This window comes from Pseudomonas sp. Sample_23 (assembly GCF_004307595.1).
In the GTDB taxonomy this organism is placed as follows: domain Bacteria; phylum Pseudomonadota; class Gammaproteobacteria; order Pseudomonadales; family Pseudomonadaceae; genus Aquipseudomonas; species Aquipseudomonas atacamensis.
Genome location: NZ_RCNX01000053.1, coordinates 1 through 26,101, shown reverse-complemented (window position 1 = coordinate 26,101; position 26,101 = coordinate 1). Strand labels below are relative to the sequence as shown.

The 26,101-nt window shown below is 60.9% G+C and carries 25 protein-coding genes; 14 read left to right on the top strand and 11 right to left on the bottom strand.

The window, feature by feature from the left end:
* The 3 genes from D8U82_RS28125 to D8U82_RS14555 form a co-directional block, all read right to left on the bottom strand.
* A partial coding sequence (locus tag D8U82_RS28125; RefSeq protein WP_130888303.1) for a PhoX family phosphatase occupies positions 1-1,880 on the bottom strand: 1,880 nt, incomplete at its 3' end.
* Between the two features lie 70 nt (positions 1,881-1,950).
* Complete coding sequence (locus D8U82_RS14560; protein WP_130902412.1) at positions 1,951-2,715, bottom strand: TOBE domain-containing protein; 765 nt, start codon at positions 2,713-2,715, stop codon at positions 1,951-1,953.
* 91 nt (positions 2,716-2,806) lie between these two features.
* Positions 2,807-3,541 carry a ComF family protein gene (locus D8U82_RS14555; protein ID WP_130888259.1) on the bottom strand — a complete coding sequence of 245 codons (735 nt, stop codon included), beginning with the start codon at positions 3,539-3,541 and terminating at the stop codon, positions 2,807-2,809.
* A 91-nt stretch (positions 3,542-3,632) separates the two neighbouring features.
* On the opposite strand from D8U82_RS14555, the gene bioB reads away from it, so the two are divergent.
* From bioB to D8U82_RS14505, 10 genes are all read left to right on the top strand, one after another.
* The gene (bioB, locus tag D8U82_RS14550) at positions 3,633-4,688 is read left to right on the top strand and encodes a biotin synthase BioB (protein ID WP_016772860.1); all 1,056 of its coding nucleotides are present in this window, start codon (positions 3,633-3,635) and stop codon (positions 4,686-4,688) included.
* A gap of 160 nt (positions 4,689-4,848) precedes the next feature.
* A complete protein-coding gene (bioF, locus tag D8U82_RS14545; RefSeq protein WP_130888258.1) occupies positions 4,849-6,027 on the top strand; it encodes an 8-amino-7-oxononanoate synthase in 1,179 nt (392 codons plus the stop codon).
* Complete coding sequence (locus D8U82_RS14540) at positions 6,020-6,751, top strand: alpha/beta fold hydrolase (RefSeq protein ID WP_130888257.1); 732 nt, start codon at positions 6,020-6,022, stop codon at positions 6,749-6,751. The genes bioF and D8U82_RS14540 overlap by 8 nt, the downstream gene beginning before the upstream one ends.
* Entirely contained in the window at positions 6,744-7,553 is an 810-nt protein-coding gene (gene bioC, locus D8U82_RS14535; RefSeq protein WP_130888256.1) for a malonyl-ACP O-methyltransferase BioC, read from the top strand. Before D8U82_RS14540 ends, bioC begins: the two co-directional genes overlap by 8 nt.
* Complete coding sequence (bioD, locus tag D8U82_RS14530) at positions 7,550-8,230, top strand: dethiobiotin synthase (protein ID WP_122506069.1); 681 nt, start codon at positions 7,550-7,552, stop codon at positions 8,228-8,230. Before bioC ends, bioD begins: the two co-directional genes overlap by 4 nt.
* A 108-nt stretch (positions 8,231-8,338) precedes the next feature.
* Positions 8,339-8,635, top strand: coding sequence for a pyrroloquinoline quinone biosynthesis protein PqqE (locus tag D8U82_RS14525; RefSeq protein ID WP_071173831.1), 297 nt, complete (start codon positions 8,339-8,341; stop codon positions 8,633-8,635).
* Positions 8,636-8,909: 274 nt separating this feature from the next.
* Positions 8,910-10,715 (top strand): phenylacyl-CoA dehydrogenase, encoded by a 1,806-nt coding sequence (locus D8U82_RS14520; RefSeq protein WP_024014564.1) that lies wholly within the window; start codon positions 8,910-8,912, stop codon positions 10,713-10,715.
* 191 nt (positions 10,716-10,906) lie between these two features.
* On the top strand, positions 10,907-12,196 hold the full coding sequence (locus D8U82_RS14515) for a GGDEF domain-containing protein (RefSeq protein WP_039757672.1): 1,290 nt from the start codon (positions 10,907-10,909) through the stop codon (positions 12,194-12,196).
* Between the two features lie 90 nt (positions 12,197-12,286).
* A complete protein-coding gene (locus tag D8U82_RS14510; protein ID WP_130902411.1) occupies positions 12,287-14,083 on the top strand; it encodes an acyl-CoA dehydrogenase C-terminal domain-containing protein in 1,797 nt (598 codons plus the stop codon).
* 155 nt (positions 14,084-14,238) lie between these two features.
* On the top strand, positions 14,239-16,017 hold the full coding sequence (locus D8U82_RS14505) for an acyl-CoA dehydrogenase C-terminal domain-containing protein (protein ID WP_130902410.1): 1,779 nt from the start codon (positions 14,239-14,241) through the stop codon (positions 16,015-16,017).
* A 228-nt stretch (positions 16,018-16,245) separates the two neighbouring features.
* Here the strand turns inward: D8U82_RS14505 and D8U82_RS14500 are convergent, their stop codons facing one another.
* Positions 16,246-17,160 (bottom strand): LysR family transcriptional regulator, encoded by a 915-nt coding sequence (locus D8U82_RS14500; RefSeq protein WP_130902409.1) that lies wholly within the window; start codon positions 17,158-17,160, stop codon positions 16,246-16,248.
* Positions 17,161-17,329: 169 nt separating this feature from the next.
* Between D8U82_RS14500 and D8U82_RS14495 the strand changes: the two genes are divergently transcribed.
* The 4 genes from D8U82_RS14495 (at position 17,330) to D8U82_RS14480 (ending at position 19,730) form a co-directional block, all read left to right on the top strand.
* On the top strand, positions 17,330-18,556 hold the full coding sequence (locus D8U82_RS14495) for an aminotransferase class III-fold pyridoxal phosphate-dependent enzyme (RefSeq protein ID WP_130902408.1): 1,227 nt from the start codon (positions 17,330-17,332) through the stop codon (positions 18,554-18,556).
* Positions 18,557-18,806: 250 nt separating this feature from the next.
* A complete protein-coding gene (locus D8U82_RS14490; protein WP_123443830.1) occupies positions 18,807-19,163 on the top strand; it encodes a type II toxin-antitoxin system RelE/ParE family toxin in 357 nt (118 codons plus the stop codon).
* Positions 19,156-19,476 carry a DNA-binding transcriptional regulator gene (locus D8U82_RS14485; protein WP_039757682.1) on the top strand — a complete coding sequence of 107 codons (321 nt, stop codon included), beginning with the start codon at positions 19,156-19,158 and terminating at the stop codon, positions 19,474-19,476. Before D8U82_RS14490 ends, D8U82_RS14485 begins: the two co-directional genes overlap by 8 nt.
* A 95-nt stretch (positions 19,477-19,571) precedes the next feature.
* On the top strand, positions 19,572-19,730 hold the full coding sequence (locus D8U82_RS14480) for a YqaE/Pmp3 family membrane protein (RefSeq protein WP_003228885.1): 159 nt from the start codon (positions 19,572-19,574) through the stop codon (positions 19,728-19,730).
* 113 nt (positions 19,731-19,843) lie between these two features.
* On the opposite strand, the gene D8U82_RS14475 is transcribed toward D8U82_RS14480, so the two are convergent.
* From D8U82_RS14475 to D8U82_RS14445, 7 genes are all read right to left on the bottom strand, one after another.
* Positions 19,844-21,643, bottom strand: a complete 1,800-nt coding sequence (locus D8U82_RS14475; protein ID WP_130902407.1) for a S9 family peptidase — start codon at positions 21,641-21,643, stop codon at positions 19,844-19,846.
* Positions 21,609-22,769 (bottom strand): pyrroloquinoline quinone biosynthesis protein PqqE, encoded by a 1,161-nt coding sequence (gene pqqE / locus D8U82_RS14470; RefSeq protein ID WP_130902406.1) that lies wholly within the window; start codon positions 22,767-22,769, stop codon positions 21,609-21,611. The genes D8U82_RS14475 and pqqE overlap by 35 nt, the downstream gene beginning before the upstream one ends.
* Complete coding sequence (gene pqqD, locus D8U82_RS14465; protein WP_016772874.1) at positions 22,741-23,016, bottom strand: pyrroloquinoline quinone biosynthesis peptide chaperone PqqD; 276 nt, start codon at positions 23,014-23,016, stop codon at positions 22,741-22,743. Before pqqD ends, pqqE begins: the two co-directional genes overlap by 29 nt.
* Entirely contained in the window at positions 23,013-23,765 is a 753-nt protein-coding gene (gene pqqC, locus D8U82_RS14460) for a pyrroloquinoline-quinone synthase PqqC (protein WP_024014556.1), read from the bottom strand. The genes pqqD and pqqC overlap by 4 nt, the downstream gene beginning before the upstream one ends.
* A gap of 149 nt (positions 23,766-23,914) precedes the next feature.
* Complete coding sequence (pqqB, locus tag D8U82_RS14455) at positions 23,915-24,826, bottom strand: pyrroloquinoline quinone biosynthesis protein PqqB (RefSeq protein WP_016772875.1); 912 nt, start codon at positions 24,824-24,826, stop codon at positions 23,915-23,917.
* An 81-nt stretch (positions 24,827-24,907) separates the two neighbouring features.
* On the bottom strand, positions 24,908-24,982 hold the full coding sequence (gene pqqA / locus D8U82_RS14450; RefSeq protein ID WP_003444522.1) for a pyrroloquinoline quinone precursor peptide PqqA: 75 nt from the start codon (positions 24,980-24,982) through the stop codon (positions 24,908-24,910).
* Positions 24,983-25,138: 156 nt separating this feature from the next.
* The coding region (locus tag D8U82_RS14445; protein WP_130902405.1) for an insulinase family protein at positions 25,139-26,101 on the bottom strand (963 nt) is incomplete at its 5' end.

Genomic DNA, 26,101 nt, shown 5'->3' with positions numbered 1-26,101 from the left:
TCTTCGCGAGTAATCGCCATCACCGAAGACCTTGGCTTGCCATTGGGCAGATGCTCGGGGAAGGTCGAACCGCCGTTCTCGCCGGGATGCTGAATCCCGACAAACAGGGTTTTCTGATCCGGCGAGAAGCTGATCCCGGTCACTTCGCAACCCACCGGCCCGACCATGAAACGGCGAATTTCACCGGTCGCAGGATCGGCGCAGAGCATCTGGTTGTTGCCCATCCCGGCGAAGTCGCCAGCGTTGCTCGAGTCGCCGTCGGTGAGAATCCACAGGCGTCCGGCCTTGTCGAAACCCAGACCGTCGGGGCTGTTGAACATGTTCTGCGGGGTGATGTTGGATGAGCCACCCTTCGGCGTCCCGGCATGCACGCCCGGGTTGCCGGCGACCACAAACAGATCCCAGGCAAACGTCTTCGAGGCGTGATCGTTGCGGTCGGTACGCCAGCGCAGAATCTGCCCGTAGACGTTCTTCTCGCGCGGGTTTGGACCGCCCACCGGTTGCCCGTCTTCACCGCGCTTGGCGTTGTTGGTCAGGGTGCAATAAACCTGGCCGTCCTTGGGGCTGACGACGATCCACTCCGGGCGGTCCATGCGTGTTGCGCCAACCACGCTGGCGGCAAGGCGCGCGTGGATCAGCACTTCTGCCTGATCGGCAAACCCGCTGCTGGCGTCGATGCCGTTCTTGCCGTGGGTCAGTTCGATCCACTGGCCCTGGCCTTTCGGGTGATCAGGGTTGCCGTCGCCGGCATCGAATTTGGCCACATACAACGTGCCGTGATCGAGGATGTCGCGGTTGGCTTTCTGATTGCGATGGTTGATGCGATCACGGCTGACGAATTTGTAAATGAACTCGCCACGCTCGTCGTCGCCCATGTACACCACAGCGCGACCATCGTCGGTCTCGGCCAGTGCGGCGTTTTCATGTTTGAAGCGGCCCAGCGCGGTGCGTTTGACCGGAGTCGATTGCGGATCGAATGGATCGATCTCGACCACCCAGCCGTGACGGTTGAGCTCGTTGGGATTCTTGGCCATGTCGAAGCGCGGGTCGTGCGGGTGCCAGTTGATATCTTTGCTGCTGGCGACAACGCCGTAGCGCTTTTGCGCGGCATCGAACTGCTGCTGGGCGTTGCTGCTGCCGAAGCAGTCGGTGAAGTTTTCTTCGCAGGTCAGATAGGTGCCCCACGGCGTCTTGCCGTTGGCGCAGTTCTGGAAGGTGCCGAGAACTTTCTTACCGTGCTTGTCGGCAGCGGTTTTCATCAAGTCGTGGCCGCGGGCCGGACCGCTGATGCGCAGCGGCGAGTTGCCGTGGATGCGGCGGTTGTAGCGCGAGCCCTGGACGAATTGCCACTGGCCGTTCTTGCGCTGCACTTCGATCACCGACACGCCTTCGCAGGCCAATGCCTTGCGCACGTCTTCAGCCGACTGCGGCATGCCGCCATGCGGATATAGATAGCGATAGTTGGTGTATTCGTTGTTGATCGCCATCAGCGCGCGGTTCTTGTCGTCCGGGAAGGCGAACAGGCTCATGCCGTCATTGTTGTCGCCGAACTGCACTTCCTGTGCGGCAGCGGTGCCGTTACCGCTCGGATCGAAGGCCGGGCCGTTCTTGTGCAACGGCTGGCCCCAACTGATCAGCACCGAAGACTTGTAGCCCTTGGGCAGGCTGATGGCGTCGGTGGTCGCCGCCGGAATGCTCTCGAAACCGAGCAGGCGGCTGTTGCCGGCGCTGACGCTGGCGGCCATGACGCTGCGGCTCAGCAGGTTGCCGCCGAGGAACATCGCCGCGCCGCACAAGGCACCGGCGCTGATGAAACCGCGACGGCTGAGGCCGACCATTTTTTCCAGATCAGTGGATTGGTTTTCTTCTAATAGGCTCACATCAGGCTCCCTGCTTGGTTATGGGCAACACCTTAATGCGGGTCGATGACGCTTTTGTGGCAGGGCCGAATCAGAGCGGCGTGCCGATCAGCACGTTGGACGGCGCGCATTGCACCTGCACAGCAGACCCCACGCCGAGTTGCTGGTTGCGCAAGTGCAGCGGTTCGGCCAAGGCGCAAAGTGTCTGGCCGTTGGGCAGGGAAATGCGCACCTCGCTGGGACCGTCCTCGGCATCGAGGATGGCTTCGATGGTGCCGCGCAGCACATTGTGTCCGGGCGTTGTCGACTGATCGGCGCCGAGCAACTCAAGCCAGCCAGCCTTGATCAGCGCCATCACTTCGGTACCGATCTGCAATTCCAGATGTACGGTGCTGTCGTGGGTGATCTGCGCATCCAGAGCAATGCCTTCGGCCAGTTCGAGGTGGATCAGATCGTTGCGCCCCTGCGCCTGAATCGCTGCCACCGTGCCATGCAGTTGATTGCGCGCGCTGGTCCTGAGCATCAGACGCCCGAGCAGGTCGAGATCACTGGCGTCTTCCGCCGCTTCCAGCACCTGCGCCTGCAATGCCTGCAATTTCTGATACAGGCGCAGCACCCGCTCGCCCTCGCTGGACAGTCTGGCGCCGCCGCCACCCTTGCCGCCCACCACGCGCTCGACCAAGGGTTTCTGTGCCAGGTTGTTCAGCTCATCAATCGCATCCCATGCCGCTTTGTAACTGAGCCCCGCGCTTTTCGCCGCGCGGGTGATCGAGCCCTGCTCGGCAATGTGTTGCAGCAGGGCAATGCGCTGCGGGCGGCGGACGATGTGCTGGGACAGCAGGGTGGGCAGGGACATGGCAGAACGCTTCTGGCTCGGGCGATGAGAGGGACGTTGGCCACTTGCAACGCGCGAGTCAAGCCGAACACACAACCTGTAGGAGTTGAGCTCAGGTACCGGGCTTCGGCGTACGAGCCAGGCAATACACATTAACCCGCGCCGCACCAGCATTCATCAACAACCGCGCCAGTGCCTGAGCGGTCGCGCCCGTGGTCAGAACATCATCCACCAGCGCGAAATGGCGGCCGCTTACCTCTGCATCAGGCGCCAGCGCAAAGGCATTGCGCAAATTGCGTTTGCGCGCCTTGGCGTCGAGATCCTGTTGGGCGTCGGTGTCCATGACTCTCCGCAGCAGCTGTTCTTCACACGGCAAATCCAGCGACACACTCAACCAGCGCGCGAGCATCGCCGCTTGATTGAATCCTCGCCGACGCAGTCGTTTATTCGCCAACGGCACCGGTAGCAACACATCGGGTCGCGGCAAGTCCTCGGCGAAGCGATGCTGCAGGTATTGGCCGAGAACGTCGGCGAGCAGGTGACCAAACGGCCATTTCGCGTTGTGTTTAAACCGTGTAATCAGACTGTCCACGGGGAAGCCATAAACCCAGGGCACGGCAACCTGCTCGAAGGCCGGAGGCTCTAGCAGGCACTCGCCGCAAGTCAGGCCATCCGCCGCCAGCGGCAAAGCGCAGCTCTGACAATGGCTGCCGAGCCAGGGCAATTCGATTTCGCAGGCCTCGCACATTGGCATTTGTGCTTCTGCGGGCTCATCGCACAGCAAACAGGTCTGTACGTTTTTTAAACAGATGTAAACCTGTCCTTGGTATTGCGGTTGACAGCGCATCGCTCTTCCTTAAATATGCCGAACATCCGTGTAGCGCCTGTGGATATTCCATTTTCCCCGGCGCCAGCCAAGCATAACCAAGGAATTGCCCATGAGCGCGAGCACCACTGCCACCCTGCGTCACGATTGGTCTCTGGCCGAAGTCAAAGCACTCTTCGTACAGCCATTCAACGACTTGCTGTTCCAGGCGCAAACGGTGCACCGCGCACATTTCAACGCCAACCGCGTGCAGGTCTCGACACTGCTGTCGATCAAGACGGGCGCCTGCCCGGAAGACTGCAAGTACTGCCCGCAGTCCGGGCACTACAACACCGGTCTGGAAAAAGAAAAACTGATGGAAGTGCAGAAGGTCCTCGAAGAAGCGGCCCGCGCCAAAGCCATTGGTTCGACGCGATTCTGCATGGGCGCGGCGTGGAAACATCCGTCGGCCAAAGACATGCCGTATGTGTTGAAGATGGTTGAAGGGGTGAAAGCCTTGGGCCTGGAAACCTGCATGACCCTCGGACGTCTCGATCAGGAGCAGACCGAGGCGCTGGCCAAGGCCGGTCTCGATTACTACAACCACAACCTCGACACCTCGCCGGAGTTCTACGGCAGCATCATCACCACCCGCACTTACAGCGAACGTCTGCAGACGCTGGCTTACGTGCGTGAGTCGGGGATGAAAATCTGCTCCGGCGGCATTCTCGGCATGGGCGAATCGCTGGACGATCGCGCCAATCTGCTGATCCAGTTGGCCAACCTGCCGGAGCACCCGGAGTCGGTGCCGATCAACATGCTGGTGAAAGTCGCCGGAACGCCGCTGGAAAACGCCGAAGACATCGACCCGTTCGACTTCATCCGCATGCTCGCCGTGGCGCGCATCCTCATGCCGCAATCTCACGTGCGCCTGTCCGCCGGTCGCGAAGCGATGAACGAGCAGATGCAGGCCCTGGCTTTTTTCGCCGGCGCCAACTCGATTTTCTACGGCGACAAATTGCTCACCACCGCCAACCCGCAGGCGGACAAGGACATGCAATTGTTCGCGCGCCTCGGTATCCAGCCGGAGGCTCGCGAAGAGCATTCCGATGAGGTTCATCAGGCTGCGATCGAGCAGGCACTGGTGGAGCAGAAGAGTAGCGAGCAGTTCTACAACGCTGCGGTGTAATAAACCGCGCGGATTGCCCTGAAGGAATGCAAAACCCCTGTGGGAGCGGGCCTGCTCGCAAAAGCGGTTTGGCCGCCAACATCCCTGTTGGATGTGACGCCCATTCGCGAGCAGGCTCGCTCCCACAGGGGATCTGTGTCATTTGAAAATCGAGGCCTGCATGTCATTCGATCTCGCCGCACGCCTTGCTGCCCGCCGTGCCGACAACCTCTATCGGCAGCGCCCGCTGCTCGAATCGCCGCAAGGGCCGGAAGTGGTGGTGGACGGCCAGCCGCTGCTCGCTTTCTGCAACAACGACTATCTGGGCCTGGCCAATCATCCGCAGGTGATCGAAGCCTGGCGCGCCGGCGCTGAACGTTGGGGTGTCGGCGGTGGCGCGTCCCATCTGGTGATCGGCCACAGCAGCCCGCATCACGCGCTGGAAGAAGCACTCGCCGAACTGACCGGACGCCCGCGTGCGCTACTGTTCACCACTGGCTATATGGCCAACCTCGGCGCGGTCACCGCGCTGGTCGGGCAGGGCGATACGGTGCTCGAAGACCGGCTCAATCATGCCTCGTTGCTGGACGCGGGTCTGTTGTCCGGCGCGCGTTTCAATCGCTATCTGCACAACGACGCCGAAAGCCTGGGCAAACGCCTGGAGAAAGCCATTGGCAACACACTGGTGGTGACCGATGGCGTATTCAGCATGGACGGTGACATCGCCGACCTGCCGGCGCTGGCCCGCGCGGCCAAGGCCAAAGGCGCGTGGCTGATGGTCGACGATGCTCACGGCTTCGGCCCGTTGGGCGCCAACGGTGGCGGCATCGTCGAGCATTTCGGCCTGAGCCAGGACGATGTGCCGGTGCTGGTCGGCACTCTCGGTAAAGCCTTCGGCACCGCCGGGGCCTTTGTCGCTGGCAGCGAAGAGTTGATCGAAAGCCTGATCCAGTTCGCCCGCCCGTATATCTACACCACCAGCCAACCACCGGCGCTGGCCTGCGCGACGCTGAAAAGCCTCGAGCTGTTGCGCAGCGAACACTGGCGCCGTGAACACTTGCAGACGCTGATTCGCCAGTTCCGCCACGGCGCCGAGCAGATCGGGCTGGAGCTGATGGACAGCTTCACGCCGATCCAGCCGATCATGATCGGCGATGCCGGCCGCGCGGTGCGGCTGTCGCAAATGCTCCGCGAGCGCGGCTTGATGGTGACCGCGATCCGTCCACCGACCGTGCCGGCCGGCAGCGCGCGGTTGCGCGTGACTCTGACCGCCGCCCACAGCGAGGCGCAGGTGCAACAGTTGCTGGAAGGGCTGGCAGATTGTTTTGCCCGATTGTCATTGGAGCCAAGCCATGCGTAATCGTCTGATTCTGCTGCCCGGCTGGGGCCTCGGCGTGTCGCCGCTGGAACCGCTGGCCGCAGCATTGCGTGGCCTCGACGAACATCTGCAAGTCGAGATTGAACCGCTGCCGGAGCTGGACTCCGCTGACCTTGAAGACTGGCTCGACGAACTCGATGCGCGCATTCCACAGGAAGTCTGGCTCGGTGGCTGGTCGCTGGGCGGCATGCTCGCCTCTGAGTTGGCGGCACGACGCGGTGAGGCGTGCTGCGGGCTGCTCACGCTGGCAAGCAACCCTGCGTTTGTTGCTCATGAACAGTGGCCGAGCGCGATGCCCAGCGAGACTTTCGATGCGTTTCTTGCCGGTTGCCAGGCCGATCCGCGTACCACGCTCAAGCGCTTCGCTCTGCTATGTGCGCAAGGTTCGCCAGATCCGCGTGGCTTGTCGCGGTTGCTGCTCGGTGGCGCGCCAGCCACCGCGCCGGCCGCGCTGATGGCAGGGCTGGAGCTGCTTGCGCAACTGGACACACGCCAGGCGTTGCAGGGGTTTCGCGGGCCGCAGTTTCATCTGTTCGGCGGACAGGATGCGCTGGTCCCGGCGGAAGCGGCCGGTGCATTGTTCGCGCTGTTGCCGGATATCGAAATTGGTCTGATCGAACAGGCCAGCCATGCTTTTCTGCTGGAGGACCCGCACGGAGTCGCGGGCGCGATCCAGGCTTTTCTTCATGAGTGCGCTGATGACTGACCTGTCCCTTGTGCTGCCTGGGGGCTTGCCCGACAAGCGTCAGGTGGCGGCGTCTTTTTCCCGTGCTGCGGCCAGTTACGACAGCGTCGCCGAGTTTCAGCGTGACGTCGGCACGCAGCTGCTTGAGCGTTTGCCTGGGAGTTTCATGCCGTCGCGGTGGCTTGATCTCGGTTGCGGCACCGGCTACTTCACCCGAGCGCTGGCCTCGCGTTTCACCCAGGGCAGCGGTGTCGCGCTGGACATTGCCGAGGGCATGCTCAATCACGCACGGCCGTTGGGTGGCGCTGAGCATTTCATTGCTGGCGATGCCGAACGGCTGCCGTTGCAGGATGCGAGCGTCGATCTGATTTTCTCCAGTCTCGCGGTGCAATGGTGCGCCGACTTCGAGGCGGTGCTCAGCGAAGCCATGCGCGTGCTGAAACCGGGCGGGATTTTTGCGTTTGCTAGTCTCTGTACAGGGACGCTGTTCGAGTTGCGTGACAGTTGGCAGCAGGTCGACGGGTTGGTGCACGTCAATCGCTTCCGCGAGTTCGCCCGCTATGAACAGTTATGTGCCGGCAGTGGCTTGCGCACTGTGACTCTGGAAAATCAGCAGCACGTGTTGCATTACCCGGATGTGCGCAGCCTGACTCACGAGCTGAAGGCGCTGGGTGCACACAATCTGAATCCCGGCCGGCCGGGCGGTTTGACCGGACGGGCGCGGATTCTCGGGCTGATCGACGCGTATGAGCGGTTCCGTCAGGCGTCGGGGCTGCCGGCAACGTATCAGGTGGTGTACGCCGTGTTGGAGAAACCTCTATGAGCGCAGCCTATTTCATCACCGGTACCGACACCGATGTCGGCAAGACCACGGTTGCTGCCGGATTGCTCCATGCGGCGCGGTCGGCAGGCTTGAGCACGGCGGCGGGCAAACCGGTGGCTTCCGGGTGCGACGTCACGCCCAAGGGCTTGCGTAATTCCGATGCCTTGGCGCTGCTGGCCGAATGTTCCTTGCCGCTGACTTATCAACAGGTCAACCCGGTGGCGTTCGAGCCAGCGATCGCTCCGCATCTGGCGGCGCGCGAAGCAGGTGTGGCGCTGACGGTGCAATCGCTGCTGGCGCCGATGCGCGGGATTCTGGCGATGAACGCCGATTTCACCCTGATCGAAGGCGCGGGCGGCTGGCGGGTGCCGTTGGCGGACCAGGACAATCTCTCGGATCTGGCGATTGCGCTGCAGCTGCCGGTGATTCTGGTGGTGGGCGTGAGGCTGGGGTGCATCAGTCATGCGTTGCTGACCGCCGAGGCGATTGCCCGCGACGGTCTGCAATTGGCGGGGTGGGTGGCCAATATTATCGATCCGAAAACTTCGCGGCTGGAGGAAAACCTTGCGACCCTGGCCGAGCGCATTCCCGCGCCGTGCCTGGGCCGGGTGCCGAAACTCAAGGCGTTGAGCGCCGAAGCGGTGGCCGAGCATTTGCAACTGGATTTGCTCGATTAAGTTTCTCGCTATGAACAGGCACTGTGCCATTAGTGTTTTTGACGGGTGTTTTGCTGGCGCGTCTGCTTCAATGGCGAGCATTGATCCTTTGCAGGGATGAGAGTGACGATGGAAATCTCCGGCAACACAGCTTTTTATGCGGGGCTGAGCTCGATTCAGTCCGGGCAGAACCGCGTCGATCAGGCTGCCAGCCAGATCGCCAACAACACTATCGAACGTTCGGTGACCAGCCAGTCGTCCGAAGTGCAGGTCAATCGCCTGCGCGGTGTGGATCGCGCACAAGAATCTGACCTGACGAGCAATATCGTCGAGCTGTCGCAGGGCAAGATCCAGGCAGAGCTGGGTGTGAAGGTGGCCAAGGCGTCCGACGAAGTGCTCGGGACGATCATCGATACCTTCGCCTGATCGAACCTGTCGTAGACCCCGAAACGCCGCGCCTTGTCGCGGCGTTTTTCGTTTAAGTCCTTCTTGCTCAACTAATCTTTTTACAACGCCCGTGGCTTACGTGAAGTCGCGGCGATTCCCAGTTTCCGGCATTTAGAGAACGTGATGACGAACGGCAAAAGAACGATGCTTGACAAGATTTCGGCGTAAACGTATGTTTCAAACAACTGTTTGACCGTCACAACAACTCAACACGGTCGTTCATTCCCGGTTACATCAGCAGAGGTTTATCGCTATGCCTGACTACAAGGCCCCCTTGCGTGATATTCGCTTCGTTCGTGACGAACTGCTCGGCTACGAAGCGCACTATCAGAGCCTGCCAGCGTGCGCAGACGCCACGCCGGACATGGTTGACGCCATCCTCGAGGAAGGCGCCAAGTTTTGTGAGCAGGTACTGGCGCCGCTGAACCGCGTGGGCGACATCGAAGGTTGCACCTGGAGCGAGTCCGGCGTGAAAACCCCGACTGGCTTCAAAGAGGCGTACAAGCAATTCGTCGAAGGCGGCTGGCCAAGCCTGGCCCACGACGTTGAGCACGGCGGCCAAGGTCTGCCTGAGTCGCTGGGCCTGGCAGTGAGCGAAATGGTCGGCGAAGCCAACTGGTCGTGGGGCATGTACCCAGGCCTGTCGCACGGTGCGATGAACACCATCTCCGAGCACGGCACCCCTGAGCAGCAGGAAGCCTATCTGACCAAACTGGTCTCCGGCGAATGGACCGGCACCATGTGCCTGACCGAACCGCACTGCGGCACCGACCTGGGCATGCTGCGCACCAAGGCCGAGCCTCAGGCCGACGGTTCCTACAAAGTCTCCGGCACCAAGATCTTCATCTCGGCCGGGGAACACGACATGGCCGATAACATCGTCCACATCGTACTGGCGCGTCTGCCGGATGCTCCGGCTGGCACCAAAGGCATCTCGCTGTTCATCGTTCCAAAGTTCCTGCCAAACGCCGATGGCACCATTGGCGCGCGCAACGCAGTGAGCTGCGGTTCGTTGGAACACAAGATGGGCATCCACGGCAACGCTACCTGCGTGATGAACTTCGACGGCGCCACTGGTTACCTGATCGGCCCGGCGAACAAGGGTCTGAACTGCATGTTCACCTTTATGAACACCGCTCGCCTCGGTACCGCACTGCAAGGACTGGCTCACGCCGAAATCGGCTTCCAGGGCGGTCTGAAATACGCTCGTGATCGCCTGCAAATGCGCTCGCTGACTGGCCCGAAAGCGCCGGACAAAGCCGCTGACCCGATCATCGTCCACCCGGACGTGCGCCGCATGCTGTTGACCATGAAGGCGTTCGCCGAAGGCAACCGCGCGATGGTCTACTTCACCGCCAAGCAAGTCGACATCGTCAAATACGGCGTCGATGAAGAAGAGAAGAAGAAGGCCGACGCACTGCTGGCATTCATGACCCCGATCGCCAAAGCGTTCATGACCGAAGTCGGTTTCGAAGCCGCCAACCACGGCGTGCAGATCTACGGCGGCCACGGCTTCATCGCCGAGTGGGGCATGGAGCAGAACGTTCGCGACAGCCGCATCTCGATGCTGTACGAAGGCACCACCGGCATCCAGGCCCTCGACCTGCTCGGCCGCAAAGTGCTGATGACTCAAGGCGAAGCTTTGAAAGGCTTCACCAAGATCGTCCACAAGTTCTGCCAGACCAACGAAGGCAACGAAGCCGTCCAGGAATTCGTCGCGCCGCTGGCTGCACTGAACAAGGAATGGGGCGAGCTGACCATGAAGGTCGGTATGGCCGCCATGAAAGACCGCGAAGAAGTCGGCGCGGCCTCCGTGGACTACCTGATGTACTCCGGTTATGCCTGCTTGGCCTACTTCTGGGCGGACATGGCGCGTCTGGCTGCGGAAAAACTGGCTGCCGGCACCAGCGACGAGGCCTTCTACACCGCCAAGCTGCAAACCGCGCGCTTCTACTTCCAGCGCATCCTGCCGCGTACCCGTACGCACGTGGCCACTATGCTGTCGGGTGCTGGCAACCTGATGGACATGAAAGAAGAAGACTTCGCGCTGGGCTACTAAGCCTTAACGCAGTCTGACGAAAACCGCTGCTCCCGTTAGGGGGCAGCGGTTTTTTTATTGGCGGATCGCTCAGATAGTCGAGCTTCCGGCCGTTACAGAGACCGTGTGTGATCTGGATCACATTGTATGGGCTTGGCCGCACTTTGCAGGCACAATGCCATCTCTTTGCTATGACGGGTCGGAGCTTACCCTTGCCGCGTTCTTCCGCTGTGCGTTTCAGCCATTTCCTGCCATCACTGCTGTTATTGCTTGCGGGGCTGGCGGCTGCGTACGTCAAAGACCTCAGCGTATTTTTCACATCGCTGTTCAACGTCCTGCCGACATTGGTTCTGCTCCTCGGTGGCGCGTATTGCGCGGTGTACCGACGTCAGCGCGAACTGTTTCTGATGCTGACGGTGTACATCGCCTACTTTTTGCTGGACACCCAGACCGATTTCTACCGCGACAACGGCAAGGTCCGCGAAGACGCTGCGGTGGTGTTTCATCTGGTCTGCCTGCTGCTGCCGTTGTTGTTCGGGCTGTTCGCGGCGTGGCAGGAGCGAACCCATCTGTTTCAGGACATGGTCGCGCGTTTTGCTGTGCTGCTGGCATTTGGCAGCGTGGCGCTGGGCCTGGAGCAAAGTTACCCACAGGCGCTACTGCTGTGGCTCTCGGAGATCCGCTGGCCGGCGCTGCACGGCGCGTGGATGAGTCTGATCCAGTTGTCCTATCCGGTGTTCATCTCGGCCTTCCTGCTGCTGGCCTGGCAATACTGGCGCAACCCGCGTCCGTTGCACGCGGCGCAACTGGTTGGCTTGCTCGGTGTGTTCTGGATGCTGCCGAAGACCTTCATTCTGCCGTTCACCCTGAACATCATGTGCAGCCAGGTGATGCTGATGATCGCCGCCGCCGTTGCGCATGAGGCCTATCAAATGGCCTTCCGCGACGAGCTCACCGGCCTGCCGGGACGACGTGCGCTCAACGAACGCATGCAGCGACTGGGGCGCAACTATGTCCTGGCGATGAGCGACGTCGATCACTTCAAGAAATTCAACGACACCCACGGCCACGATGTCGGTGATCAGGTGCTGCGGCTGGTCGCCAGCAAACTGTCGAAAATCAGCGGTGGCGGTAGGGCGTATCGCTACGGCGGTGAGGAATTTGCCTTGGTGTTCGCAGGCAAGACTCTTGAGGAGTGCATGCCGCACCTGGAAGTGATCCGTGAATCGATTGCGTCTTACAGCATTCAGTTACGCAACCAGGAAAACCGCCCGCAGGATGATCAGCAAGGTCGCCAGCGCCGCAGCGGTTCCGGGGCTTCGGCGGTGTCGGTGACGGTAAGTATCGGCGTCGCCGAACGTGTCGAGCAGCGCACCCCTGAAGAAGTGCTCAAGTCCGCCGACCAGGCGTTGTACAGCGCCAAGGGCGCCGGGCGTAACTGCGTCATGGCGTTCGGGCAGAACCGCCGTGGCGCGGTGCGCATGGACGCTGCTGCGGGTTGAGTGATGACGGCGCATTCAGCGCCTGCACGATGATTGCCGCGCGTGGTGGCCAGCAGTAGGTTGGAGGAATCTGCTGACGGAGAAGCCACCATGCCCGACTACAAAGCTCCCCTGCGCGACATGCGCTTTCTGATCGATCACGTCTTCGACTTCCACTCCAGCTACGCCAGTCTCGGCGCGCATGACGCCAGCCCGGACATGATCAGCGCGATCCTCGAAGAAGGCGCGAAGTTCTGCGAGAACGTGCTGGCCCCGCTCAATCGCAGCGGCGATGAAGAGGGCTGCCATTTCGACAACGGCGTGGTGACAACGCCTACAGGCTTCAAGCAGGCCTTCGCACAATATGTCGAGGGCGGCTGGCACGGTTTGGCGGCTGATCCCGCTTACGGTGGCCAAGGGTTGCCGAGTTCGCTGGGACTGGTGATCAGCGAAATGGTCGGCTCCAGCAACACGTCCTGGGGCATGTACCCCGGCCTGACCCACGGCGCGATGTCGGCGATCCACGCCCACGGTACCGCCGAGCAGAAAGACACCTACCTGAGCAAACTCACCGCTGGCCAGTGGACCGGCACCATGTGCCTGACCGAAGCCCACTGCGGCACCGATCTGGGCATCATCAAGACCCGCGCGGTGTCCCGGGCCGACGGCAGCTACGCGGTCACTGGCAGCAAGATTTTCATTTCCGCCGGCGAGCATGACCTGAGCGACAACATCATCCATCTGGTCCTGGCCAAGCTGCCGGACGCACCGGCCGGAACCAAGGGTATTTCCCTGTTTATCGTGCCCAAGTTTCTGCCCGATGCAGCAGGCGAAGCGGGTGAGCGCAATGGCGTTTCCTGCGGCTCGATCGAGCACAAGATGGGCATCAAGGCTTCAGCCACCTGTGTGCTGAACTTCGATGCCGCCACCGGTTACCTGATCGGCGAGCCGAACAAAGGCCTCAACTGCATGTTCACCATGATGAACCACGCGCGGCTCGGCACCGGCATGCAGGGGCTGTGTCTGGGCGAGGCGAGTTTTCAGGGTGCGATCAAGTACGCCAACGACCGCCTGCAGATGCGCGCGCTGACCGGCGCCAAAGCCCCGGAAAAACCTGCCGACCCGATCATCGTCCACCCCGATGTGCGGCGCATGTTGCTGACCATGAAAGCCTTCAACGAAGGCAACCGCGCGCTGACCTATTTCACCGCGCAGATGCTCGATGTCGCGCACCTGAGCAGCGACGCCGAGGCGCGTCAGGAAGCCGAAGACCTGTTGGCGTTCCTCACGCCGATCTGCAAGGCCTTCATGACCGACACCGGGCTGGAAGTGACCAACCACGGCATGCAGGTGTTCGGCGGCCACGGTTTCATTCGTGAGTGGGGCATGGAGCAACTGGTGCGCGATTGCCGGATTGCGCCGATCTACGAAGGCACCAATGGCATTCAAGCGCTCGACCTGCTTGGGCGCAAGGTGCTGGGCAGTCAGGGCAAGCTGCTGCGCGGCTTTACCAAAATCGTCCACAAGTTCTGCGCAACGAACGCCGACCACGCGCAATTGGGCCGCTTCGTCGCGCAACTTGACGGGCTCAATCAACAGTGGGGCGACCTGACCATGAAGGTCGGCATGGCCGCCATGAAGAACCCGGACGAAGTCGGCGCCGCATCGGTCGATTATCTGATGTACAGCGGCTACATCATCCTTGGCTACCTGTGGCTGCGCATGGCGTTGGTTGCCCAGGCACAGCTGGAGGCGGGCGAGGGTGAGGCTGATTTCCTCAAGGGCAAACTGGCGACGTGCGAGTTCTACTTCAAGCGCTTGTTGCCGCGTACGGCTGCGCATCAGGCAGCGATCGAGGCGGGCAGTGATTGTTTGATGAATTTGCCGGCGCAGGCTTTTGCTTTGTAGGGCAGATCGAAAGATCGCGGCGATCTTTTGCTGGTGACCAAAAATAACAAATCAGTCACCGGCTGACCCTATGTGTCGCAAAAGTTGTTGAGGTACACTCGGGCTCAGAAAACATCATTCCACGAACCACCTGTTTAGATCTTGCGAGGTTTGCCATGGCTGACTACAAAGCGCCGCTGCGCGATATGCGCTTCGTCCTCAATGAAGTGTTCGAAGTCGCCAAACTCTGGGCCGAGCTGCCGGCGCTGGCCGAGACCGTCGATGCCGAAACCGTTGAAGCGATTCTCGAAGAGGCCGGCAAGGTCACCAGCAAAAGCATCGCGCCACTGAGCCGTGCCGCTGACGAGGAAGGTTGCCGTTGGGCGGACGGTGCCGTCACCACCCCGGCCGGTTTCCCACAGGCCTATCAGACTTATGCCGAAGGCGGCTGGGTCGGCGTCGGCGGTGATCCGGCCTACGGCGGCATGGGCATGCCCAAAGCCGTGTCGGCGCAGGTCGAAGAAATGGTCAACTCCGCCAGCCTCGCGTTCGGTCTGTATCCGATGCTGACCGCCGGCGCCTGCCTGTCGATCAATGCGCACGCCAGTGAAGAACTGAAAGCTGCGTACCTGCCGAACATGTACGCCGGCATCTGGGCCGGCTCCATGTGCCTGACCGAGCCGCACGCCGGCACCGATCTGGGGATCATTCGCACCAAAGCCGAACCTCAGGCCGACGGTTCCTACAAGGTCAGCGGCACCAAGATCTTCATCACCGGCGGTGAACACGACCTCACCGAGAACATCATTCATCTGGTACTGGCCAAGCTGCCGGACGCCCCGGCGGGTCCGAAAGGCATTTCGCTGTTCTTGGTGCCGAAGTTCATGGTCAATGCCGACGGCAGCCTCGGTGCGCGTAACCCGGCCAACTGCGGTTCGATCGAGCACAAGATGGGCATCCAGGCTTCGGCGACCTGCGTGATGAACTTCGACGAAGCCGTCGGCTATCTGGTCGGCGAGCCGAACAAAGGCCTGGCGGCGATGTTCACCATGATGAACTACGAGCGCCTGGGTGTTGGTATTCAAGGCCTGGCCACCGGCGAGCGCTCTTATCAGAACGCTGTTGAATATGCGCGCGATCGTCTGCAGAGCCGTTCGCCGACCGGTGCGCAGAACAAGGACAAAGTCGCTGACCCGATCATCGTCCACCCGGACGTGCGACGCATGCTGCTGACCATGAAAGCCTCGAACGAAGGCGGCCGTGCGTTCTCCACGTATGTGGCGATGCAACTGGACACCGCCAAGTTCAGTGAAGACGCGACCACCCGCAAGCGCGCAGAAGATCTGGTGGCGTTGCTGACGCCGGTAGCGAAAGCCTTTCTGACCGACCTGGGTCTGGAAACCACTGTCCACGGCCAGCAGATTTTCGGCGGCCACGGCTACATCCGCGAGTGGGGCCAGGAGCAACTGGTGCGTGACGTGCGCATCACCCAGATCTACGAAGGCACCAACGGTATCCAGGCGCTGGACCTGGTCGGGCGCAAGATCGTTGGCAGCGGCGGCGCGTTCTACCAGCTGTTCGCTGACGAGATCCGCCATTTCACCGCAACCGCCAGTGCCGATCTGGGCGAGTTCACCAAGCCGTTGAACGATGCCGTCGACACCCTCGACGAGCTGACCGCGTGGCTGCTGGACCGGGCAAAAAACAATCCGAACGAAATCGGCGCGGCCTCGGTCGAATATTTGCAAGCGTTCGGATACACCGCTTACGCCTACATGTGGGCGTTGATGGCCAAAGCCGCGCTGGGCAAGGAAGCGCAGGAGGATTTCTATGCGAGCAAGCTGGGCACCGCACGCTTCTATTTCGCCCGTTTGCTGCCGCGTATCCACTCGTTGAGCGCGTCGGTCAAGGCCGGTAGCGAGTCGCTGTTCCTGCTGGATGCGGCGCAGTTCTGATCCTGTAGATGTCATGTAAGCATTTGCTTACGTGACGTGCTGCTGTTCTCCCATATCCGTATATTGGATCCACGGCTAATCTACATTTCATGGACGTCGCGCAGGAAGCGCAAAGTAAACAACACGGACACGTAGGATTCTGCCAGGGTGGCGGAGTGAAATGGATGTCAGGGAAACAGTCTGCAAAGCCCCGCTTCGGCGGGGTTTTCTTTTGCCTAAAGGAAAGTTTCAGGCGAGCGGATCGAGGGGCGGCTTCACTTCGCGATCGATCACCTCTTCAAGCAATGTCCGCAGCAATGCCAACGAGGCCTGCTGGCGTTGCACATCTCGGCACACCAGGCCGACTTGCAACGGTACCCGTGGCTCGCTTAGCGGTTTCCACAGCAGATCGGCATCGTCGTATTCCTTTTGCGAACGTCCCGGCAGTACCGTCGCCAGCCGGGTGTGCGGCAGGCTGTCGAGAATCCCCAGCATATTGTTCAGCTCGGCCTGCACCTGCGGGCGTCGACCGAGGCTGGTCAGTTGTGCCTGCCAGATCTGCCGAATCTGGAACTCCTCACCGAGCAGCAGCATTGGCAGCTCAGCAGCCTGGCGCATCGAGACTTTCTTGAACTCGCGCAAGGGATGGTCGGCCGGGATGACCAGCGTCAGTTCATCTTCATACAGCAACACCCCGTGCAGACCGGGTTGGCGCGGCGGCAGATAGCTGATGCCGATGTCCAGCGAACCATTGAGCAGACGCCGTTCGATTTCCAGCCCCGTAAGTTCATAGATCTGCACCACCAGATGCGGCTGCGCCTTGCGCACACGCTCGAGCATTTGCGGCACGAGGCTGGTGTGCACCGTTTGCAGCACACCAATAGCCAGTGTGCGCAATGCCTGACCCTTGAAATTGCCCAACGCCTCGCGCGCCCGCTGCAAGCCATCGAGCAGCGGCAACGCGTGGTTGTACAGCGTGTGCGCAGCGAGGGTCGGCAGCAGGCGTTTACTGCTGCGTTCGAACAGGGTGACGTCGAGATTCTGCTCCAGCTGACGGATCTGTTGCGACAGCGCGGGTTGCGAGATCGACAAGCGCTCAGCCGCACGGCCGACATGGCCTTCTTCGTAGACCGCGACGAAATAACGCAGTTGTTTGAAATCCATAAGGCGCGCTTATCGAAATGGCTGGGAAATCGAAATGGCCTGAAGCCGTTTGCGCGCCTAGTCTAACCGCATTCACAAGGCTTGCAGGGCCAGAAAGCGTGACGAATTCCATTTGCTTCGTTCGTGATTACATAGGCAGTTCAAAAAACCTCAAGCGAGGTTTTTCCGCATGAATCTGTTCAGTTTGCGGCGCCAGACGCCGAGTCTGGATGACCTCTGCTTCGAGGCGGGGCCATCCGCTATGACCGACCATCTCAACGCCCAACGCCTGATGCCCAGTGGCGAGCGGCCGCATCAAGTGTTCGTTCGCGGCCAGGGTTCATGGCTGTGGGACAGCAACGATCGCGCCTACCTCGACTTTTCCCAGGCCGGCGGCGCCAACAGCCTTGGCCACAGCCCCACGGCGCTGGTCAAAGCCATCGCCAATCAGGCCCAGGCACTGATCAATCCCGGCTGCAATCTGCATAATCGCGGCATGCTCAGCCTCGCCGAACGTTTGTGCGCCAGCACCTCCAGCGATCAGGCGTACCTGCTCAACAGTGGCAGCGAGGCTTGTGAGGCGGCGATCAAACTGGCGCGCAAATGGGGGCAACTGCATCGCGGCGGCGCTTCGCGGATCATCGTGGCGCAGCAGGGTTGCCATGGCCGCAGTCTGGCGACGGTCGATCAAGTGCCATTCAACGACCTGCCGGCGCTGCACGCGGCGGTTGATGCGCAGACCGTGGCAATCATGCTGGAGCCGATCCAGAGCGATGCCGGGGTTATTCCCGCGACCGAGCACTACCTCAAAGGCGTCGAGCGACTGTGTCGTGACCTGGGCATTCTGCTGATTCTCGACGAAGTGCAGACGGGTATGGGCCGCTGCGGCAGCTTGCTCGCCGAACAGTCCTACGGGATTCGCGCCGATATCGTCGTGCTCGGCAAAGGCCTAGGCGGCGGCTTGCCGCTGGCGGCCTTGCTGGCGCGAGGCAAGGCCTGCTGCTTTGCCACCGGCGAGCTGAGCGGCACCCATCACGGCAACGCCTTGATCACGGCGGCCGGTCTGGTAGTGCTCGACAGCATCCATGACCGCAGCTTCCTTCAGCAGGTCAACGACAGCGGCCAGCACCTGCGCGAAGGCCTGGCGCGACTGGCGCACCGCTACGGCCACGGCGAGTTGCGCGGCCAAGGCCTGTTCCATGGGCTGACGCTGTCCGACGAATGCGCCGACGCCGTCGTCCATGCCGCACTGCACGAAGGCCTGATATTGAACGCCGCGCAGCCTGACTGCCTGCGCTTTACCCCCGCCCTCACTGTCAGCAAAGCCAACATCGACGAAATGCTCCTGCGCTTGGGCCGCGCCTTCTCGCGAGTGCGCACCGCCCAGTTGCAATGCCGCAGGGGCATTGCCGTCTGAGCTGAGCAGCCCCAACCGATTACTCGAACCGTCTCGCGGTATAACGCACGCCCCACGCCTAATTCTTTTGGCGTGGGGCGTTTTTTTGTGGCCGGGTTTTACAGACGGGATTTAGAGCTTGAGGGATCGTACCGCGGATGGTCTTTTAGAGAATACCAGCAAGGGATGCGGCTACGGGCTGATCGGTATCACCGAAAAAGCCGTTTTGCGATCTGTACCACTAGGTGGTATGTTTTTGGAAGGGATACCTATGCCATTGAGGCTGTTCAAGACCAGGCGCTTCGCCCTTCAGGCCAGCAGGGCGTGGATCACAGATGAAGAGTTGCAGGAGGCGTTTCACCAGATGCTTCAGGGACAGGCGGACGATCTTGGCGGAGGCGTGTGGAAGAAGCGCTTGAAGGCGAACCGCCACCGTTCGATTGTTTTGGCAAAAGGTGGACATTACTGGATCTACCAAGTGCTTTTCGCCAAGCAGGATCAAAGCAATATCACGCCAACAGAATTGAAGGATTTACGTAAATTGGCAAAGGTTTATGCGCAACTGACCGAAGCGCAGATCAGCGACTTGTTGGCGATGAAGGAGTTTGTGGAGATATGTCATGAGTAAGAAATTCAAAAGTGAAGTCTTTGAATCGATACACGAATCAGCCGGGGCGTTGCTTGCTGTCGGAGCAATCAACAAAGCAACGATGCGAGAATTCGATGACTCCTGTCTGGCATCGGTTCCCTTGGCGATCCCGGCTGAGGAGATCAAGGCGCTACGCGAGCGTAACAAGGTCAGCCAGCCGGTGTTTGCACGCTATCTCAACACCAGTGCATCCACGGTCAAACAATGGGAATCTGGTGACAAACATCCCAGCGGTATGGCGCTCAAACTACTGAGCATCGTACAAAAACACGGGTTGAAAATTCTCGCTTGAGCCTGACGCAGCTATTGCACTGAACCCTGACGAACGGCGCAGGTCGATTAGCTTGTATGGCTCAAGTGAGCCAACCCCCATTCAGGAGCTGCCCCATGGATTTCATTCGTATCATCATCGCTATTCTGTTGCCGCCACTGGGCGTGTTTCTGCAGGTCGGGTTTGGCGGGGCGTTCTGGCTGAACATTCTGCTGACGTTGTGCGGCTACATTCCGGGGATCGTGCATGCGGTGTATATCATCGCCAAGCGTTGAGTCCGGTAGCGTCTATTGGATAGCTTTCGCGAGCAGGCTCGCTCCCACATTGGATCTGTGGCCACAAGTCCTTTGTGGGAGCGAGCCTGCTCGCGAACGGGGCGACACGGTTTTCAGTCAACCAGCCCCATCACCCGCCGATAAAACGTCCACTCCTGCTCGAGTGCATGCGCCTGGTTAGCCGCGCGACGAAAGCCGTGGCGTTCGTCAGGGTAGTAATGCGCTTCGACCGGGATGCCGTCGTGCTCCAGCGCCGCGACCATGTCGCGGGTCTGTTGAGGCACGACCACCGCGTCCAGTTCACCCTGGAAGAAAATCACCGGCACGCGAATATTGTCTGCGTGCAGCAATGGCGTGCGGGCGGCATAGCGTTCGGCATCTCGCTCGGGATCGCCGATCAGCCAGTCCAGATAATCGCCCTCGAACTTGTGCGTGGCCCGTGCCAAAGCCACCGGATCGCTGACGCCATAGAGGCTGGCGCCTGCGCGGAAAACCTGCCTGAACGCCAGTGCGCACAATGTGGTGTAACCACCTGCACTGCCACCGCGAATGAACGCGCGGTCGCCATCGATCAAACCTTGGTCAGCGAGATAACTCACCACCGCGCAGGCATCCTCGACATCCACCTCGCCCCAGCGCAAATGCAGCGCTTGCCGATATTCGCGACCATAGCCACTGCTGCCGCGATAGTTGAGGTCGGCGACGGCAAAGCCGCGCTGCGTCCAGTACTGGATGCGCGGATCGAGGATCGGATAGCACGCCGACGTCGGGCCGCCGTGGATAAACACTACCAGCGGCGGTTTCGCTTCACCGCTCATGGCCGGATAAAAGAAACCGTGTGCCTCGCCGGAGCCGCTCGGATAACGCAAGGTCTGCGGACGGCTGATGCGTTCGGCAGGCAATGGAGCCACGCCGCCAGCGAGGATTTTCACGGCATGCGAGACACGATTAATGGCGATCACTGCCGACGGGCTGGTCGGCGATGCAGCGATGCAATAGATGAACTGTTGATCCATCGCCAGGTGGCGGAAGCGGCTGTAGTCACCGCTGAAATCTTCATTTCCCAGGGCCAGGCGCCCGAAACCATCCTCGCTCCAGCTGGCTAAAAATTGATCGCCGACAGGCAACCAAGTGCAGCCGCCCAGTTGCCAGGGCGCCGGCGCGTGATCGGCCTCGGCACTCGGTAGCGCGTGCAAGCCATCGGACGTTTCGACCCACGGCTGCCAGTAGCCGCCACGATCTGTCAGGCAGTAGAGCCGGCCGTCCTCGTCGAAGCGCGGCTGCTGGATCGACTCCTCGATCTGCTCGCCGGCAATACAACGAGGCGCAGAAAAATCACCTTCCGCAATCATCAACCGCGTCGAGGTCCACGGCTGATGCGGTCGGCTCCACTCGATCCATGCCAACCGCTGGCCGTCCGGGCTCAGCGTTGGCGACGCGTAGAAATCAGCACCTTCGGCCAGCACCTTGCGCGTGCCGGTCGCCAGATCAATCGCCACCAGGCGATGTCGATCCTGCTGCTCTTCGACCGCCAACACCCGGCCAGCGGCGAATTGCAGATCGCCGTAGCGGCAGTCAGTCGTCGTCAGCGCGACCGGCTCGCCATCCAGCGCTTGGCGATACATCTGCTGATCCGCTTCGTTGACGAAAATCACCCCGTCAGGCGTCAGACAAAACGCGCCACCGCCATATTCGTACACGCGGCTACGCACGCTGAAGCCGTCCGGCGTCAGACGTTTCGCCACGCCATCGCGGCAATGCCAGATTCGGCACGCGGCATCCTCGGGGCGATATTCATTCCAGAACACGCCATGGGCGCCGAGCTGCAGTTCGGCGAAGTCGGTTCCGGCGGCGACGGCTTGGGCGGCGCTGAAAGGCTCAGCCCTTGGCGATGAGGCGTGAGTTTCGTTCATTGCGAAAGGCCAGTTGTTTGATGGTTTGAGTGGCGCTCTCGGCTTCTTCGCGGGCCTTGAGGATCACGCCGTGATGTTCGGATTTGCTGCACACCGGGTCGGCATTACTGGCGTCGCCGGTGAGCATGAACGCCTGGCAGCGGCAGCCGCCGAAGTCTTTTTCTTTCTCGTCGCAAGAGCGGCACGGCTCGGGCATCCAGTCGTAACCGCGAAAACGGTTGAAGCCGAACGAGTCATACCAGATGTGCTGCATGCTGTGCTCGCGCACGTTGGGAAACTGCACCGGCATCTGGCGGGCACCATGGCAGGGCAGGGCGGTGCCGTCCGGGGTGACGGTCAGGAAGATGCTGCCCCAGCCGTTCATGCAGGCTTTCGGGCGTTCTTCGTAGTAGTCCGGGGTGACGAAAATCAGCTTGCATGGATGCCCTTCGGCTTCCAGTCTGGCGCGGTATTCGTTGGTGATGCGTTCGGCGCGCACCAGTTGCTCCTTGGTCGGCAGCAGGCCAACACGGTTGAGCTGCGCCCAGCCGTAGAACTGGCAAGTGGCGAGTTCGACGAAGTCAGCCTCCAGCGCAATGCACAGTTCGATAATGCGGTCGATCTTGTCGATGTTGTGCCGATGGGTGACGAAGTTCAGCACCATCGGATAGCCGTGGGCCTTCACCGCACGAGCCATTTCCAGCTTCTGTGCAAAGGCCTTTTTCGAGCCCGCGAGCAGGTTGTTCACTTGCTCGTCGCTGGCCTGAAAACTGATCTGGATGTGATCGAGCCCGGCCTTTTTGAAGTCGCTGATTTTCTGCTCGGTCAGGCCAATGCCGGAGGTGATCAGGTTGGTGTAGAAGCCCAACTGCCGCGCTTCACGGATCAGTTCGGCCAAGTCCTGACGCACCAGCGGTTCGCCGCCGGAAAAGCCCAATTGCGCCGCACCCATCTCCCGCGCTTCGCGGAACACCTTGATCCATTGCTCGGTGGTCAGCTCTTTGCCCTGCTCGGCGAAATCCAGCGGATTGGAGCAGTACGGGCATTGCAGCGGGCAGCGGTAGGTCAGCTCGGCGAGCAGCCACAGCGGCAAGCCGACTTGCGGTTTGGCCGGCAGATCAGCCAAGGGTGAGCCAGTGTTGCTCACGGGCAACCTCCATGAATTGCTCGACGTCGTCACCGAGCTCGGGCACGCCGGGGAACTGCTTGTCGAGTTCGGCAATGATTGCCGCGACATCGCGCTCACCGTCAATCAGGCCCCCAATCAGCGCGGCCGTTTCGTTGAGCTTGATCATGCCTTCCGGGTACAGCAACACATGGCCCTTCTGCGCCGGTTCGTACTGGAAGCGATAGCCCGGGCGCCAGCTCGGCACTTTGCTGCGGTCGAAACTCATAAGATGATTCCTTTATGCCAGACCCGTTGTTCGGTCACGCTGTGATACGGCGGACGGTTCAGTTCATAGGCCATGCTCATGGCATCGAGCATGCTCCAAAGAATGTCCAGTTTGAACTGGAGAATTTCCAGCATGCGCTCCTGGCCTTCGCGGGTCTTGTAATGCTCAAGCGTGATCGCCAGCCCATGCTCGACGTCACGCCGCGCCTGACCGAGACGGGTGCGGAAGTATTCGTAACCGGCCGGGTCGATCCACGGATAATGCTGCGGCCAGCTGTCGAGGCGCGACTGGTGGATCTGCGGCGCGAACAGTTCGGTCAGCGAGCTGCTTGCCGCCTCCTGCCAACTGGCGCGACGGGCGAAGTTGACGTAGGCATCGACGGCGAAACGCACGCCGGGCAGCACCAGCTCCTGAGAGCGCAATTGGTCCGGATCGAGGCCGACAGCCTGGCCCAGACGCAGCCAGGCTTCGATGCCGCCATCTTCACCGGGTGCGCCGTCGTGATCGAGCAGGCGCTGAATCCACTCGCGGCGGATTTCCCGATCCGGGCAATTGGCAAGGATCGCCGCGTCTTTCAGGGGAATGTTCACCTGATAGTAGAAGCGGTTGGCGACCCAGCCCTGAATCTGCTCGCGGGTCGCGCGGCCTTCGTACATCGCCACGTGGTACGGGTGGTAGATGTGGTAGTAGGCGCCCTTGGCGCGCAGGGCCGCTTCAAATTCGGTGGGGGACAGCGGGGTGTCGGTCATTGCGGTTCTCCGGGGAACAACCGTTGGATTCTGTGGTGTCTGTCAGGACGTCATCGCTGGCAAGCCAGCTCCCACAGGTTTTGTGTACGCCACAGATCCAATGTGGGAGCGAGCCTGCTCGCGATAGACCGCGCAGCGGTCTCGATTGCTTAAAGCACGATACTCATGCCATCAAACGCCACTTCAACATTACGCCGCACCAGCTCCGCACGCTCCGGGGAATCCTCGTCGAGGATCGGGTTGGTGTTGTTGATGTGAATAAGTACCTTGCGCTGCTCGGGCAACTGCTCCAGCACTTCGAGCATGCCGCCGGGGCCGTTCTGTGCCAGGTGGCCCATCTCGCGACCGGTGCGGGTGCCGACGCCACGGCGCTGCATTTCATCGTCATCCCACAGCGTGCCGTCGACCAGCAGGCAATCGCTGTCCGCCATGATTTCCAGCAACGGCGCATCGACCTTGCCCAGTCCCGGCGCGTAGAACAGCTTGCCGCCGGTGCTGAGGTCTTCAACGATCAAACCGATGTTGTCGCCCGGATGCGGATCGAAACGGTGCGGCGAATACGGCGGCGCGGCGCTGCGCAACGGTAACGGTGTGAAACGCAGGTTCGGGCAGGCCGCTACGGTGAAGCTCTGGTCGAGCTCGATACGGTTCCAGTCCAGCCCGCCATTCCAGTGGGTGAGCATTTTGAACAAGGGAAAACCGGTGCTCAGGTCTTCGTGAACCATGTCCGTGCACCAGACCTGATGCGGGCAGCCTTCGCGCAGGCTGAGCAGGCCGGTGGTGTGGTCGATCTGGCTGTCCATCAGGATGATCGCGCTGATGCCGGTGTCGCGCAGGGCGCGGCCCGGTTGCATCGGGGCGAAGCTTTGCAGTTGCGCGCGGATGTCCGGCGAGGCATTGCACAGCACCCAGTTAACGCCGTCATCGGAAATGGCGATGGACGATTGGGTACGGGCCTTGGCGTTCAGGCTGCCGTCGCGAAAGCCTGCGCAGTTGACGCAGTTGCAGTTCCACTGCGGAAAACCGCCACCGGCGGCCGAACCCAGAATCTGGACGAACATGAACGCTCCATCATTTCAACGCGAAAAATAAAACGCCTCGGCGAGCCGAGGCGTTGCACTGCGATTCTGCGTAAGCAGAACTCAGCGGCTGGCGAAGTACATGGTGACTTCGAAGCCGATACGCAGGTCGGTGTAAGCAGGTTTGGTCCAGGCCATGAGATGTCTCCTTCTGAGGGTTGGGATAGCGCTATCCATAGTTATAGTCCACGGCAGCGCGGTGATGTTCCAATTAGTTAGGCGGCTATGTTACTCAAAATTTCAACGCCGTGACCCGTGAATCTTTGAGAAAGCTCCTTGCAGCCTCGGTAATGATCAGTTTGTCGCTGGCCACGGCGCGTCCGGCATCGATTCATTGGCCAGGCAATGGCAGCCGCCCTCGGCATTGATCAGACGCTGCGCAGCATCGAGCAAAGCCTGGCGATTCAGCTGCTGAATCGCCGCGACCAACTGCTCACGGTAATCCGACGAATGGCCAGCGAGTTTGCCCTGCCACAGCAGCTCGGCGGCATCCTTGGTGGACAGCGTGGCGTCGTCGAACTGAACGGCGAGGCTTTGGCGCTGTTGCTTAAGGCTTGCGTCATCGAGCGTTTCGATCAACGCGGGGATGTTTTTCAGGAACTCTTGAATGTGTTCGAGCAACTCGGCGGCCGAAGTCGTCGGCGATTGTGCGCCAAAGACAATCGCGGTCCTGCCGTGCAATTGACGCAGCGCGCTGAACACGGCGTACCCCAATTGCAATTCGACGCGCAGGCGCTGGTAAAAAGGCGTCTGGCACAGCTGAGCCAGAAGGCGCCATGCAGCTTCATCAGCGATGTCGCGGCTGGCAGTCGGGCAGACCAGCAGCAAGACGTGTTCGCTGGAGGCCGTGTTGATCTGGCTCCAGTGGAACTGGCCTTGTGTGGTTGGCATGACCGGTAGCTGATTGTCCGGTGTGCCGGGAATGCGGCTCAGCGCCAGGCCCAAGGCTGATTGGGTTTGTTGGTTGAGGCCTAGAGCGAGGCCGTCCCAGCGCGAAGTTGTCCACAGCTGATTGGCGTCATCGCTGGTTTCGATCGTGGACAGGCATTTTTCCGGCAATGCTTCCAGTAGTTGGCGGATCGGCATCGACGGTATCTGCACCGCGTCGCGCGGCGAATCGACCTCGATCATCGTCAGACATTTCAGCGCATGCTCGAGGACGCTGGGCATCGGTTCCTGTAATCCGGTCATTTTCAGCAGGCATTGGTTACCTGCGGCGCTGAAAGACAAGTCCACTCCGGCTTCGGACGCATCCTG